The following is a 15,360-nucleotide window of genomic DNA, read 5'->3' on the forward strand; positions in this document are numbered from 1 at the left end:
CTCGTTGGGATGATCGGCCGTTTTGGTTTGGGGGCGGCACCGCCCTACTGCGTCCGGCCGGCTATTTTTATGGACATCATTTGCCCGTGCCGCCCGCGACAGAAGGTTACGCCGCGCAACCAAAATGAATAAAATTCATCTATGTAAGAGTTGCAACAGAGCAACATTGCTACAAAACTTACTGATAAATCGAAAAACAAGAGGCAAAAAAATCGAAAACCGATCATTTAAGATGCGGGCGCCGTGGGGGAACGCCAAACCAGATTGTAATAGCTGTTACAGCTGAGGATTTGCTTGAGCCAATCCCTGCCAAAAACCAAAAAAATCATATTAATAATTCCGGGAGGATACAAAATGTCCAAAAAGAAAACTACGCAACTTCTGCTACTTAGTACCGTCAGCCTGCTAACGCCCTTCATGGCCCACGCGCAGGAAGCGACGGCCAACAAGGGGCAGCTCGAAGAAATCGTGGTGACGGCGCGGCGCACCGCCGAAGCGCTGCAGGATACGCCGGTTTCGATCACGGCCTTCTCGCAGAACTTTCTGGATCGGCAGAACATCCAACAGGTCGACAAGATCGCGCAGTTCACGCCGAACCTCGTCATTTCACGGCAACCATCCAGCCTGACCGCCGCGTCGATCCTGATCCGCGGCGTCGGCCAGACGGAGCCTTCGGCCGTCGCCGAACCCGGCGTCGGCATGTATCTCGATGGCGTCTATATCGCCCGCACCGGCGGCGCGATCCTCGATCTGGTCGATCTCGAACGGGTCGAAGTGCTGCGCGGGCCGCAGGGCACGCTGTTCGGCCGCAACACCATCGGCGGCGCGGTGCAACTGGTATCGCGCAAGCCCACCGACGAATTCGGGCTGGAACAAAAGCTCGGCTATGGCAGCTTCGACAGCTGGTACACCAAGACGACGATCAACACCGGTTTCATCGGCGGATCGCCGTTTAAGGCGACATTATCCTATCTGCATCGGCAGAAGGACGGCTGGGTCGATAACGCGCAGACACCCGATCGCCTCGATCCCAACGCGCTGAACAGCGATGCGATCTGGATTCGCGTCCACGGTGATATTTCGGACAATTTCAAGGTCGACTACAGCTTCGACTGGAATGACCGCAAAGGTGTGCCGCCCTATTTCCAGCTTGTCGGCGCATCACAGGCCGTGGCCACCTATTTCGGCCGGTCGGAATCGCTGGGCGGCGATCCACTGATTTTCACCCGCAAGCGCCTGCGCAACGGTCTCCAGGAAGGTTTCACCGATCGCAACGGCAATTATCGCTGGGATTCGCGCGCCAAGGCGCAGGGCCATTCGCTGACCCTGGAATATGAAGCCGGCGATTTCCTGACGCTGAAATCGATCAGCGCCTATCGCAAATTCTCGCAGGACACGATCCTGGGGCTGAGCGGTAACGGCGATCTGCTGGGCGTCGTGTTCGACGGGACATCGCCAACCTTGACGTCGGTCCAGCGGGTGACGACCTATCAGGGCAACAACGCACCGCAAAAACAGTCGCAATATTCGCAGGAATTTCAGGCGACGGGCCAGGTCGGCGATATCAATTATGTCGGCGGCGCTTATTATTTCCATGAAAAGGCGCGTGAATTTAACCGCCAGTTCCTGACGCTGGTTACAACGCCAGCCGGTCTTGCCAACCTTGGTTTCCCGACGGCCGTGGCCGATGCGGTGATCGCATTGAACCCCGGGCTTGACCTTATCGGCGTCAACGCCTTCCCGCCCGCATCCTTCGGTGGCACCGCTGAATCCTACGCGATCTTCGGCCAGGTCAGCTGGCGCCCATCGGCGCTGGACGGCAAGTTGGAACTCACCGGTGGCCTGCGTTATACGTTGGATTACAAGACCATCTTCATCGACAATACGCCGCCAACGCCAAATGTAACTGGCCATCAGGATTTCACCAATCTGTCGTGGCTAACTTCGGTCAACTACAAGTTCACCGACGACATCATGGTCTATGGCCGGGTTTCGACCGGTTACAAGGGTGGCGGCTTCAATCCGCGCACATCGTCGAAGAACGGCTTCGATCCCGAAAAGGTGCTGGCCTATGAAGCCGGCATCAAAGCCGAATGGTTCGATCGCCGCCTGCGCACCAACCTTTCGCTCTACCGCACCAATTACAAGGACCGGCAGATCAACCAGTTCGCGTCCGGCAGCGGCGGCGCGACCTCGATCATCCTGAATGCCGGCAAGGCGGTGGTGCAGGGTGTCGAATTCGAAGGCACGGCCGTGCCCGTCGACGGCCTGACGTTCAGCGGTTCGTTCGGCTATACCGATGCCAAGTTCAAGCGCTTCGATTTCCGTGATCCGGCGACCAACACGGTGATCGACGTCGCCGACGAAGCGCGCTTCTCCAACATCCCGAAATGGAACTGGAGCGTCGCGGGGCAATATGATTTCCCGTCGTTCGGCTTTGGCGAATTGTCCGCGCGGGTGGATTATTCCTACCGTACCAAGATGTACTTCTTCCCGCTGGATCGGGTGAACACCTTCAACGAAGATGTTGCATCGCCGGGCCAGGGAACGCTGAACGGCCGCCTCACGCTTTCGGAAATCGCGCTCGGCGGCAGCGGGGCGAAGATGGAAGTGGCCGTCTATGGCGAAAACCTGCTCGATAACGACAAGCTGGCTTACGGCATCGATTTCGGCGGGCTGGGCTTTGGCGGCGCCTATTTCGCCGAACCCCGCAAGTTCGGCGTCGATGTGAAGTTCAACTACTGATCGGATAAAGCGATTTTCAGCCGGATGGCATCATCCGGAAAATAGAAAATCGCTATATATTAAAGCATTGGGAGGCCCGCTGCTCCGGCGGCGGGCCAACCTGCCTTCCGTGCCGGCCAAAGATAACACACCGTTAACGGGTCGGGCCTAACGATCATCCAGTGGGTAAGATTCAAGCGAGATGGACACTAGATTTCCGGTGGGTCGCATGACCCGGCACTGGATCGAACATCGGCGCGCGTTGGCCCCACGGAGTGTTCCGTCCGCCCCAACGGGGGCAGGCGACCTGCTGGATCAGGCATCGGCGCTGGCCGGCATCGGCGCGTGGGAATGCGATCTGGCGACCGAAACGCTGAACTGGACGACCGGCGTCTTCCATCTTTTCGGCATTCCGCAGGGATCGAAGATCGATCGCCGCGATATCGTCGGCATGTATTGCGATGAATCACGCGAAGCGATGGAATGGCTGCGCGCCGAAGCGATCGCCCGCCAGCGCGGTTTCACGCTGGATGCCGAAATCTCGCGCATGGATGGCGATCGACGCTGGATGCGGCTGACCGCCGACGTCATCTGCCACAATGGCCGCCCTACCCGGCTTTACGGGCTGAAACAGGACATCACCGAAGAACGCGCGCGCTGGGAAGCGATGCGCAAGCTGGCCGAACAGGATGCGCTGACCGGGCTTGCCAATCGTGGCGCCTTTCACAACCGCTTCCTGAACGCCCCGCAATCCGCCCCGGCCCTGTCGCCATTGGGCGCGCTGGTGCTGATCGATGCGGCTGGCCTGAAACCGATCAACGATATGCAGGGGCACGCGGCGGGCGATGCCTGCCTGCAAACCATCGCGACCCGGCTATCTTCGGCCTTTGGCGATGCGCTGCTGGTCGCCCGTATCGAAGGTGCCCGGTTCGCGGTGCTCACTAGCGCCCAGCGCACGATCACCGGCCTTGAACGCAGGATCGATCGGCTGCTTCGCCAGCTTGCCGCACCGATCTTCTGGCACGGCCAATTGCTGGCGCTTGCCCCATCGGCCGGGATCGCGCTGGCCGACAGCCCGTTTTCTTATGACGCGGAAGGCATGTTCCAGGCCGCCGACGCTGCACTGCGCACCGCCCGGCAGGCGGATGCCGCCGCCACCGGCGGCCAGCCCGGGGCTGCGCGTTTCCACTTCGCCTGATCGACGGAACCCCACGCCGGCTTCGATTGTTCAGCCTGATGCTGCACCGATTGATCGGGCAAGCAGCACAGGGGCGGTGCATGGGGGCTGAGACAGCCGGATCGAGACGCTGGCAAACTCCCATCACATAAAGGTTTTCGGCGCGTCGTTTCGCTGCAATATTGACGGCACGGCAAGCTTGTCGAGGGGGAGTGACGGATGAAACCATCCGACGGCCACGGCACCATCACCGGGCGGCCCGCCGTAACCTTATTCATCGCCTTCGCCCTGTTCACGCCATATGCCGCGCTGGCCGAAGACGCGGGTGCGCGCGATCCGATGGTGTTGCGCGATAGCGACGGGCTGGCGATCCGCGCGCATCTGCAGGCGGGCCTCAACCTTGTCGGCGAACGCAATCTATTCTGGAACTTCGCCGAAACATTCGCCCCCACGGCCAGGTTCCAGTCCGATACCGCGTGGCTGGAAGCCTATGTCAAACCCGGCATCAGTTTCACCCGTGAAGCCGGCAACGGGCTGACCGTTTACGGCAAGGGATCAGTCGTGCTGTCGGGAACGCTTGGCAAGGACGCCTTCGATACCGGCGACACCGGCCGCCTCACCTTGGAAGAAGGCTATCTCGGCCTGCGCGCGGGCAGCAATGATGGTTGGTCGTTCGACATATCCGCCGGGCCGCGCGAATATAAAGCCGGCACGGGGATGCTGCTCGCCAATGGCGGATCGAGCGGCTTTTCCCGCGGCGCGCTGAAATTGGGGCCGCACAAGGCATGGGAAATGGCGGGGCTGGCCAAAATCGACAAAAATGGCTTCACCGCCACCGCATTTTTCCTCAACGCCAATGAATCCGACAATAATGACAGCAACACCCGCATAGTGGGCGGTGACGTGCGCTATGATGGGCAGCCCGGTCGCTTCGTCGGCGTGACGATGGGCGCGGTGCTCACGTCCAACGCCCCCTACCCCCAGGCGGCGCCCGGCGGCATCGGCGTGCCCAGCATCCTGCCTGGCGCGCGCAACGGCCTGAATTTCGTGAATTTTTACGGGCGCGGCAATCCGCTTGGCGGGGCACTGAAGAACCTCTTCTTCGCCATCGACTACGCTTATGAATGGAACAATACGCCCGACCTGTCGGCATGGGCCGGCCGCGCCCAGATCGGCTACACTTTCGCCGATAGCCCGTGGAAACCCACGCTGACATATTCTTATCAAACCTTTTCCGGCGATGATCCCGATACGACGAAGCTCGAACGGTTCGACCCGCTTTATTACGAAGGCAGCCCCAGTTCCTGGTCCACCGGCTCCAAATCGTCGATGGTGTTCATCAATTCGAACATCAACGCGCACCAGATCGCGCTGGCGGTGGGGCCAACGCAAAAGGACACGATCACCCTGCGCGCCGCGCGGATCAGCGCAAACAAGCTGCTAAGCCCGATCCAGTTCGGCCAGGCCACCCGCGTCGAAGTGATAGATGGCATCGTCAACCCGATCGCCGGTGTCACCCGCCATCACCTCTCGGATGATTTCTTCATCGAATATAATCGGATCATCAACCCGAACACCTATCTGACGGCCGGGTTCAGCGTTTCCAAACCCGGCCGGGGGATCGACACCATCACCGCGAACAAATCACCCCTTTGGACAGGAGCGTTCGTCAATGTCGTGGTCAACTTCTAAACTCGGCGTCGGCACCTCGGCCGCCGCTGCCGTGCTCACCATCGCATTTGGCACGGTGCTGCTGCCGGCGATCAGTTCGGCCAGCGAGGGCACGGTGATGACGGCCGCGGAATCCGATCCCCGCAAGGTCGGCTGGATGGCCGGATCGCCCCCGCCCGCCGACAAGATCATCCGCGGCACGGATCCGGATTTCTTCAACTTCCCCAAATCGCGCTGGACGGTGTGCCATTTCCGCCAGCTCATGCCCACGACGGGCGTCAGCCGGGGGTTGAACGCGCCGATCCCGTTCGCGCGCAGGATGGATAGCGGCATCGATGCCGTCACCTTTACCCCGCTGGGCGGCGGCGCCCCGATGACGTGGGCGGCCGCGTTCGACGCCAATTACACCGATGGCATCGTCGTGCTGCACAAGGGCGCGGTGGTCTATGAACGCTATTCGGGCTGCCTCGATCAGGCCGGCCAGCACGGCGCGATGTCGGTCACGAAATCGCTCACCGGCTTGCTTGGCGAAACATTGGTGGCCGAAGGCGTGATCGACGAAAAGCAGACGGTCGGCACGATCATTCCCGAACTGGCGAACAGCGCGTTCGGCGATGCCACCGTGCGGCAGGTGCTCGAAATGACGACGGGCCTGAAATATAGCGAGGATTATGCCGATCCCAAGGCCGAGGTGTGGACCTTTGGCGCGGCCGGCAGCGCACTGCCCAAGCCCCCCGGCTACACAGGCCCGCGCACCTATTGGGAATATCTCCAAACCGTGCAGAAACAGGGCGAGCACGGCCAGGCCTTCGCCTACAAGACGATCAACACCGACACGCTTGGCTGGATTATCGCCCGCAAGACCGGCAAATCGGTGGCGCAGCTTTTGTCGGAACGGATCTGGAGCAAGATGGGCGCCGAACAGGACGCCTATTACACGGTCGATTCCATCGGCACGCCCTTTGCCGGCGGCGGCCTGAATGCGGGCCTGCGCGATATGGCCCGGATCGGCCAGCTCATGCTGGAAGGCGGCACGATCAATGGCCAGCGGCTGGTGCCCGAAGCCGCGATCCAGCGCATCCGCGCCGGCGGCGACAAGGCCGCGTTCGCGAAAGCCGGCTATGGCCTGCTGAAAGGGTGGAGCTATCGCGGCATGTGGTGGGTTTCCCACAACGCCCATGGCGCGTTCACCGCGCGCGGCGTGCATGGTCAGGCGATTTATGTCGATCCCGCCGCCCAGATGGTGATCGCGCGGTTCAGTTCGCATCCAAAAGCGGGCAATGCCGCCAATGATCCGACATCGCTTCCCGCTTATGATGCGGTCGCCACCTATCTGATGCGCAAACGCTGATCGCCGCTCACGACGGGGCCGGAGCCGGAACTAAACGGTCCGGCCCCGTCGCGCGGCATTCGAAAAATGCCGTTACTAAGGTCAGGCTTCGACCGCCAGCAAGGTGGTGCCGGCATATTTCTCCGCGTTGGGATCGAATATCCGCATCGGCAGGAAAGACCGTTCGACAAGGCTGACTTCGGAAAGGCCAGTCAGCTTGAACGTGCCCAGCTTGATTTCGCGCGGCGGCTTGCCATCCCGTTCGACGGCAACCGCATCGACGTAAAGTTCATCATGGCGCGTGTACAGGATATGCGGGGCGAGCGTGACGATCTGCCGGTTGTAGGTGGCCACGATATGTTTCCGAAGCGCGATGGCTTCGAGAAGGAGCTTACTAAACTGCATCGGCCCCGATTGCCCAAAACGGACTCAATGTTCAATGGTTTTGTGCGGCGCACCACGCCGGCCGGGCACATCAATGCCCGGCCGGCGGCCATCTATCGGGCCTATCGGCGCCCCGTTACCATTTGAAACGCTTCACGATCCCGCGCCGGCGCCCGGCCAGTTGCTCGCGGCGGTCATCGGCCGAAATCCGCTTCACATTCTGTGGCAAATGATCGAACAATTCGGCGCGTTTCACCTGCTGGCACTGCGGCACGGGGAAATGGTCGGCCTTCATCCAGCGATAGGTGGTATATCCTTCGCTATGGCCGGACGGATCGAGCCAGTTGGGCAGGCCCGGATCGTCATGGCTGATCACCACGATCAGTTCGCCGTCGTCTTCCAGCGCCGCATGGTGGCAGTTGGTGCTCGACATGCGGTAGCGATAATCCATCGTCTCCCACCAGTAATTGCCGAACTCCACCGCCCAATATTGCGCCTTGGGCGGGCGGACGCGGATGATGATCGCTTCATCCGCCGGCAGCATCCAGTAAGCGATCAGCGGCTCGCCGCCCGGCGTGGCATCGATCTTGTTGTCGTCCAACTGGCGGTAGGACAGGAAAAGGTTGGGCTGCGCCTTCCACTTGTCGATCATGTCGGCCCAGTAGGTCGTCGACCATTTCAGCCAGTGCGACGCGGCGGCCAGCCCATCCACCACCGTTTCCGGCGACAGTTGCGGCGGCGCGCCATCGCCGGTCAGTCGGTCGATCCGCGCTTCCATCGGCGTTTCGCCTTCCCAGTCGGCGAAGAACTGGCGGAATGTCAGCCGGAACGTATCGGGGGTCGAACGGATCCAGTTTCCGGGCTTGGGATCGGGGCTGATCCACAGTTCGAAATTGCCGTCGGCATCCACGTCCAGATCATCGCCGAACAGCACCGAAGGCACCGCCCCGCCCCACGGTGTCGCGCCCTTTTCAACCACGGTGACGCTGAAATAGCGCGCCGTGCCGCGATTGCCCGACACCCGATAGGTATCGGTGCCGTTGATCGGCGCGCCCACGTACAGGGCGTCGGTATTGTCGCCGCCCTGTTTCCGCATCGGATCGAAATAATGCATGATTTCGGGGTGGAGCGGATCCTTGTTCTCCATCTCGAACGCCAGCGCGAGCGCGATGTTGCGCGACAGCAGGCGAATGCCCGCCGCGCGATCAACCGGGTTGCTCGCCGCCGTCTCACGGAACGCAACGCCGCCGGCATCCTTCAGCGCATCGCAAAAATCGTTCCAGGCGGAACGCAATTGGGGATCATGGGGTGCGGTCATTTCGGCATCCTCAATATATTGGAATGATCCGGCGGTGCCGAGACACCGCCGGCCATTCAGTCGATCTTGGCGTTGATGCAGCCGACCCGCGCCGACAGGCCGCCGTCCACCGGCAGCACCGTGCCGTTGACGTAGCTAGCGTCCGCCGAAGCCAGGAAGAATGCGGCCGCCGCAATTTCGTCGGGCGATCCGCAGCGGGCATAATGCTCGATCGCTTCGCGCGTTTCCTTGCCGTCCGCCGTCGCGTCGAACCAGGCCAGCAACGGCTTGGTCGCGGCATTCGGCAGGATGCAGTTGACGCGAACGCCAGCCTTGAAATTCTCAACCGCCGCCGTCTGCGTCAGGCTGATCACCCCGGCCTTCGCCGCACCATAAACGCCCAGCCCCGGCGCACCGCCGATGCCGGCCGCCGAACTGATGTTGATGATCGACCCGCGCTTCTGCGCGCGCATCGGTTTCAGCGCCGCGCGAATGCCATAAAATGTCGACGACAAATTGCCGTTCAACACCTTGTGCCACGCCTCGTCGGTCAACTCGCCGATCTTGCCCGGTGTGGTGAAGCCGACATTGTTGACCAGCACGTCGAGCCGCCCGAAGCGTTCGACCGTGCCGGCCACCATCGCCTCCACCTGATCGGCTTGCGATACATCGCATTGCCAGGCGGTAGCGTTTTCGCCGAGCGACCGGGCAACACCTTCGGCCTTGCCGCCGTCGATATCGCACACGACCACGGTTGCGCCCTCGGCGACGAAGCGACGCGCGATCGCCTCGCCGATGCCGCCTTCGCCACCGGATCCGGTGACGATGCAGATTTCGCCCGCCAGCTTCATGGCATGTACACCCCACCGCTGACCGAAATCAGCTGGCCGGTGATATAGCCCGATGCATCCGACGCCAGGAACATCGCCAGGTTGGCGATATCTTCCGGCCGGCCCAGCCGCTTGATCGGCAGCGAGCTCATGTTGAACAGGCTGCCGTCTTCCAGCGCCTGCTGCATGCCTTCGGGTGTGCCCATGTCGAGCCGGTTCCAGAAGCTGCCCGACGCGATATCGTCATTCTGCTTGGGCACGATCCAGCCCGGCGCGATCGTGTTCACGCGTACGCCCTTGGGACCCCACTCATAGGCCAGCGTCTTGGTCAGGCTGTTCACGAACCCCTTCACCGCGCCATAATGGACGATGCTGTGTGCGGCTTCGCCCAGCAGCGATGAATTGGACGAAATGTTGATGACGCTGCCGGTGTTGCGCGAAAGCATGTCGTTGGCCACCGCCAGCGTGCAATTCACCACGCCATCGATGTTCAGCGCGATTTCCCAGCGCCGCGTCTCATCGTCGAGATTTTCGAACTCATAATTGCTCTTCACGCCGCCGGCATTGTTGACGAGGATGTCGACCAGCCCGAAGCGTTCGTGCGCAACCGCCACCATCGCATCCACGCTCTTGCGATCGGTAACGTCGGTCGCCACCGGCAGGATCGTGCCGATGCAGCCCTGCTCCTTCGCGCGCGCCGCCAGCTTTTCGCCAGTGGCCACATCGCGCGATGCGGAAATGACGTTCGCGCCTTCGCGCGCGAATTCGACAACCAGCCCATGGCCGATGCCGCCGCTGCCGCCGGTGACGACGACAGTCTTGCCCTTCAAACCCAGATCCATCAGTTCATCCCTCACTCGGTACGTTGAAATATTCCTGGTATCGCCGGAACAATTGGCGCGTCCGATCATCCTGATCGACCGCATAGGTGTGCGCGCCGAACTTACCCTTGGGCTTGTGCGCCAGATAATTTTCGACTGCCGCGCGCGTCTCCGCCGTGAACGGGAAACCGATCCGCGCGTATAATTTCTCCAGCGCCGCGATCGGGGATTCGATCAGATCCGCATAATGCGAATGGCTGATCTGATCGGCCGGGATGGTGCCATCCTCGATCCAGTCGATCATCTGTTCCAGCCGGGCGGCGGTGCCTTCGGGTGTCAGCAATTCCTCGAACGCCTTGGCGTCGAACGGCTTGTCGCTGCGCATCCAGTAAATCGTGCCCATCAAATTGGTGACGGACCCTTGCGCCTTCACCGGATCGCGGTGCGTGGCGATCACCCGTGCATCGGGGAACACATCAAACAGGGTGGGCAGGAACGACTGGTGCTCGGGCGCCTTCAGCAGCCAATGGTCGCGCGGATTCTTCCACTGCAACAGCTTCAGCAAGCGCTTGTAATAAGCATAAGCCGGCTTCTGGTCGGCCGCGAACAGCCAGTTGGTATAGCTCGGCACCTGGAAGGTGCAGGCCAGATGCTGCGACAGAAAACTGAGGCGGAACGCCACGCCGCATTCATTGGGGATCCACGCCCCCATTTCGTGCATCGCCTGATAGGTCGGCGCGACCCGGCCCATCTGCGTGATCAGGTCATGCGCGCGCGGCACGCGGGGATCGGCGCGATAGGTCGCGGCTTCAGGCGGCGGGCATGGCAGCACGAATTCCCAGTTCGCCGGCGCCAGAAACTGATGATCCTCCGCCAGCAGTTCGAACAGGATCGACGTGCCCGAACGCGGCAGGCCGGTCACGAACACGGGACGATCGATCACCTCATCGTCAATTTCGGGATGGAGGCGATATTCTTCCTCGATCCGCAGCCGCGTTTCCAGGAACAGCAGCATTTCCTGCCGCGTCCACAGCCGGCCGAACAAATGCAGTTCGGCTTCGTCGTTGATCGCCCGCATCAGCCGTTCGAACGGCTCGCGCCAATCATCGGCACCAAAGTCGGACAGGCCGGTGTTGTGCATGGCCGTCGCGATCAACTCATCGGCATCCAGCGGCGCGACAATGGATGCGTCCCACGCGCTGGTTTCCGTCAGAAAGGTTGCCAGCCATTCCGGCCGCGGCGGCGGCGCCCAGCTATCGACCGGCGCGGCATTCCGTTCAGTCATCGCACTCCATTTCCTCAGGCATCGTCGGGAGCCGATTTCAGGCAGCATCCCCACTGTCATTTTGCTGGCGATAGCATACGCCGCATGTCGAAGGCTGAAGGCAGTTTTTTCGATCAAATTGACATGGTATTTTGTTCAGTTCTAATTGGGCTATCATGCCGCCACCGAACACCGCCGCCACCCGCGATATACTCAGCCTTCTGCAAAAAATTGCACGGGTCGGGGCGGAGCCAACCGACATACTGGCCCGTGCCAAGGTGCCGTGCACGCTCGAAGATCTGGAATCCGGCAGGATCGCGCAGATCGATCGCCGGCATCTCGTGGCGATCTACCGCGAATGTATCGTCACGATCGGCTGGCATTCCAGCCGGCTCGATCGCAAACCGCAGATGCACCCGGATGAATTTCGGCTGATGTGCCACTGCGTCATCACCAGCCGCACATTCCGGCAGGCGATCGAACGGCAGGCGATGTTCTTCGGCACCCGGCATGAACGTGTGTCCACGGTGGAACTGGCTGTCGACGGCCCGACCGCGACGATCTTCGTCGATACGTTGCGCCGGCTCAAGGATTTCAGCGCATTCCTGTCCGATCTCGCCGGCATGTCGATGTTCTGCCGTTTTTATGGCTGGCTGATCGGCATCGGCGCGCACCCGTTCCGCGTCGGCCTCGCTTATGGCCCAGGGTACGCCAACGAGGCGGTTTCCGATTTCTTCGCCGGCGAACTCACCTTCGGTTGCCCGGTCAACAGCATTTCCTTCCCCGCGCACCTGCTCGATCTGCCGGTCGTCCGTACGCCCGAGGTGCTGGAACAATTGCTTGTCGATTTTCCGTTCGATTTCCTGTCAGCCGCGCCCGATACGATCTCGCTGCCCGATCGGGTGCGCACCCTTTACGCCATCGCGCTGACCCGGGATTCCAGCCTGCCGACACTGGAACAACTGGCCGGGCTGACCGGCCACAGCGTCAGTTCCCTGCGGCGCAGGCTGGCCGACGAACAGGTGTCGATCCGCGAACTGAAGGAATCCGCCCAAAAAGGCGTCGCTATTGAAGCGCTGAAACAGCGTCGCCAGAGCATCGACGAAATCGCGTTCCGCGCCGGCTTTCGCGATACCAACAGCTTCCGCATCGCGTTCAAACGCTGGACGGGCACCACCCCGTCTGCCTTCCGCAGCGGGGGCTAGGCATCCCGGCCCGTTGCGGCCCGCATGATCCGCGCGCCGCGACGGGCGACGCGCGGATCGCAGCCGCTTCACTTGCCGTTGGCGTCGGGCAGGCTGTACGCCACGACATAATCACCGATCGTGGTGTTCATGAACTGGTGGCCGCCCGATGCGATGACGACGAACTGCTTGCCGCTGCGGGCGGAAACATAGCTCATCGGCAGCGCCTGCCCCCCTGCGGGAAGCCGCCCCTTCCACAATTCCTTGCCGCTCTTCAGGTCGAATGCGCGCAGATAATTGTCCATGGCCGCGCCGATGAAGATCAGCCCGCCAGCCGTGGTGATCGCGCCGCCCTGGTTGAACACGCCGGGCACCGCGATGCCCAGCGGCGCATGATCGGAGGTCGTGCCCAGCGGGCGCTGCCACAGCATCGTCTTCGTCTTCAGGTCGACCGCCGCAATCTGGCCCCATGGCGGCGCGTTGCACGGCAGGCCTACCGGCGACAGGAACGGCCGCGCGGTCTTCACCGCATATGGCGCGCCCGTCATCGGCGAGATCGCATTCTGCCCTTCGACGACGATATTATCCCCGGCCGGTGCATCCTTGCGCGGGATCAGTTTCAGCAGCAGCGGCATATAGGATGTCGGCACCACCATGATCTGGCGTTGCTGGTCCACCGCAACGCTGCCCCAGTTCATGATGCCGTTATTGCCGGGGAAGATCAGGGCCTGATCCTCGGATGGCGGCGTGAACTTGCCCCGATAGTCCATCTGGCGAAACTGGATGCGGCACCACAGCTGATCGAGCGGCGTCGCCCCCCACATGTCCGCCTCGCGCAGCGCCTGCGGGGCAAAGTTCGGCATCCCCACCGACGTCGGCTGCGTCGGCGAATAACGTTCGCCGGGCACGTTGCCTTGCGGCACGGGCCGCTCCTCGACCGGGCTGAGCGGGCGACCCGTGCGGCGATCGAGCAAAAAGACTTCGCCCTGCTTGGTCGCTTGGATCAGCGCCGGCACCGATTGGCCATTGACGGCCAAGTCGAACAGCACCGGCTGCGACGCGACATCATAATCCCACAGATCATGATGCACCGTCTGGAACGCCCAGCGCAGCTTGCCGGTCGCGGCATCGAGCGCCACGACCGAACTGCCATAGCGTTCGATGTCGGCGCTGCGCTGCCCGCCGAAATGATCGGGCGTCGGATTGCCGGTGGGCACATAGACAAGGCCCAGCTTCGGATCGGCGCTGAACAGGCTCCACGCATTGGGCGAACCGCGGGTATAGCTTTCCCCCGGCTTCAGCGGCGCATTGCCATCCGCCCGGCCCGAATCCCACGCCCATAATTGCTTGCCGCTGATCGCGTCGAACGCGCGGATCACGCCCGCAGGCTCGTCCACCGCCATATTATCGAGGATGAAGCCGCCGATGATGGCGGCATTGCCCACGATCGTGGCCGGCGACGTCACATAATGGAAACCGGGCTTCACCGCGCCCATGCCGTCCCGCAGCGAAATTTCACCGTTGCGGCCGAAGCTCTGGCACAGCTTGCCCGTCGCCGCATCGAGCGCGATCATCCGCGCATCCACCGTGGCGACAAGGATGCGGCGCGGGCAATCCGAAACGCTCGCCACCGGCGCTTCATGGTAAGCGACGCCGCGACAGATCAGCATCGGAATGCCGGTGGTGTCGGCTTTCGGATCGTGGCGCCATTTCTCGCGGCCCGTTTCGGCGTCCAGCGCGATGACGATGTTGCGCGGGGTGCACAGGAACAGCGTATCACCCACCTTCAGCGGGGTCGCTTCGAACATCTGGGCCGATCGGCTGTTCGGATAATTGGCCGGCAGATCGCCCGTCCGGTACGTCCAGGCCACCTTGAGATTGCCCACATTGCCGGGCGTGATCTGGCTGGCATCGGCAAAGCGCGTCCCACCGGGCGAACCAGCATATACCGGCCAATCGGTGCCCGCTGCCGGCCGCACCATGCCCGCATCAGCCAGCGCGTTCGTGCCGCGATAGGCAAGCGCAAGGGCGGCCACCAATGCCACCGCCCCCATGGCCGCCACGCCGCCCCGCACGCCTGCACCGCCCGGCGCCTTTGCGCTGGTGATGCCCAGCGGGCGCGTAACCCACGGCATCGCCATGTAAAGCGCCACCACCAGCGGCCCGCCAACACGCGGCAGCAGCAGCCAGAAATGCAGGCCCACTTCGGCCAGCGCCCAGATCAGCGTGCCCGCGACCAAGACCATGTACAACCAGAAGCCCAGCTTGCGCGCCCTCGCGATCAGCACGCCGGATGCCAGGCATAGTCCGCCCGCGATCAGATAATATGGCGATCCGCCAAGGCGCAGCAGCCACCCGCCGCCGATCGCCAGCCACAGCCCGACCAGCATGAGCAAGCCGCCAAGCAACCACAGGCCCGCGGATGCACCGCCGGATAGTCGTTTCCCGTCGCGCAATTCGCCCATGCCAGCACCTCCCCCGATTCATTTTGTAATTTTTCAACCGTCACGCTGGTTGATTTTTTAGCAACGCATGCCGAAAGTCAATCAAGGTGCACAACCGCCGCGCGCAGCGTAAGGCAACGCGGCCGGGGTGGCTTAATGCATATGCATGAAAATCCCCGGTTGGTTCGCGGGATTGGCCAAGTTACGGTCGCGCGAAAATGCCCGAATGGGATC

At 62.1% G+C, this 15,360-nt stretch carries 11 protein-coding genes; 5 read left to right on the forward strand and 6 right to left on the reverse strand.

What is annotated here, in order from left to right; translation table 11 throughout:
• Positions 1-417 precede the first annotated feature (417 nt).
• The 4 genes from KC8_RS04925 (at position 418) to KC8_RS04940 (ending at position 6,923) form a co-directional block, all read left to right on the forward strand.
• Positions 418-2,745 (forward strand): TonB-dependent receptor, encoded by a 2,328-nt coding sequence (locus KC8_RS04925; RefSeq protein ID WP_010124354.1) that lies wholly within the window; start codon positions 418-420, stop codon positions 2,743-2,745.
• 208 nt (positions 2,746-2,953) lie between these two features.
• Complete coding sequence (locus tag KC8_RS04930) at positions 2,954-3,922, forward strand: sensor domain-containing diguanylate cyclase (protein WP_010124353.1); 969 nt, start codon at positions 2,954-2,956, stop codon at positions 3,920-3,922.
• A gap of 198 nt (positions 3,923-4,120) precedes the next feature.
• Entirely contained in the window at positions 4,121-5,593 is a 1,473-nt protein-coding gene (locus KC8_RS04935; RefSeq protein WP_010124352.1) for an alginate export family protein, read from the forward strand.
• On the forward strand, positions 5,574-6,923 hold the full coding sequence (locus tag KC8_RS04940; RefSeq protein WP_010124351.1) for a serine hydrolase domain-containing protein: 1,350 nt from the start codon (positions 5,574-5,576) through the stop codon (positions 6,921-6,923). The genes KC8_RS04935 and KC8_RS04940 overlap by 20 nt, the downstream gene beginning before the upstream one ends.
• 81 nt (positions 6,924-7,004) lie before the next feature.
• Here KC8_RS04940 and KC8_RS04945 read toward each other — a convergent pair whose 3' ends face one another.
• From KC8_RS04945 to KC8_RS04965, 5 genes are all read right to left on the reverse strand, one after another.
• Positions 7,005-7,307: a hypothetical protein gene (locus KC8_RS04945; protein ID WP_010124349.1), complete on the reverse strand. Its 303-nt coding sequence runs from the start codon at positions 7,305-7,307 to the stop codon at positions 7,005-7,007.
• Between the two features lie 115 nt (positions 7,308-7,422).
• Positions 7,423-8,604: a DUF1214 domain-containing protein gene (locus KC8_RS04950; RefSeq protein ID WP_010124348.1), complete on the reverse strand. Its 1,182-nt coding sequence runs from the start codon at positions 8,602-8,604 to the stop codon at positions 7,423-7,425.
• A 56-nt stretch (positions 8,605-8,660) separates the two neighbouring features.
• The gene (locus KC8_RS04955) at positions 8,661-9,434 is read right to left on the reverse strand and encodes an SDR family NAD(P)-dependent oxidoreductase (protein ID WP_010124347.1); all 774 of its coding nucleotides are present in this window, start codon (positions 9,432-9,434) and stop codon (positions 8,661-8,663) included.
• Positions 9,431-10,255 (reverse strand): SDR family NAD(P)-dependent oxidoreductase, encoded by an 825-nt coding sequence (locus KC8_RS04960; RefSeq protein ID WP_010124346.1) that lies wholly within the window; start codon positions 10,253-10,255, stop codon positions 9,431-9,433. Before KC8_RS04960 ends, KC8_RS04955 begins: the two co-directional genes overlap by 4 nt.
• Before the next feature lie 4 nt (positions 10,256-10,259).
• A complete protein-coding gene (locus tag KC8_RS04965; RefSeq protein WP_010124345.1) occupies positions 10,260-11,519 on the reverse strand; it encodes a sulfotransferase family protein in 1,260 nt (419 codons plus the stop codon).
• A 155-nt stretch (positions 11,520-11,674) separates the two neighbouring features.
• On the opposite strand from KC8_RS04965, the gene KC8_RS04970 reads away from it, so the two are divergent.
• Positions 11,675-12,703 (forward strand): AraC family transcriptional regulator, encoded by a 1,029-nt coding sequence (locus KC8_RS04970; protein ID WP_010124344.1) that lies wholly within the window; start codon positions 11,675-11,677, stop codon positions 12,701-12,703.
• A 68-nt stretch (positions 12,704-12,771) separates the two neighbouring features.
• On the opposite strand, the gene KC8_RS04975 is transcribed toward KC8_RS04970, so the two are convergent.
• Positions 12,772-15,147 (reverse strand): membrane-bound PQQ-dependent dehydrogenase, glucose/quinate/shikimate family, encoded by a 2,376-nt coding sequence (locus KC8_RS04975; protein WP_010124343.1) that lies wholly within the window; start codon positions 15,145-15,147, stop codon positions 12,772-12,774.
• Between the last annotated feature and the right edge of the window lie 213 nt (positions 15,148-15,360).

Source organism: Sphingomonas sp. KC8, assembly GCF_002151445.1.
GTDB lineage: Bacteria > Pseudomonadota > Alphaproteobacteria > Sphingomonadales > Sphingomonadaceae > Sphingomonas_E.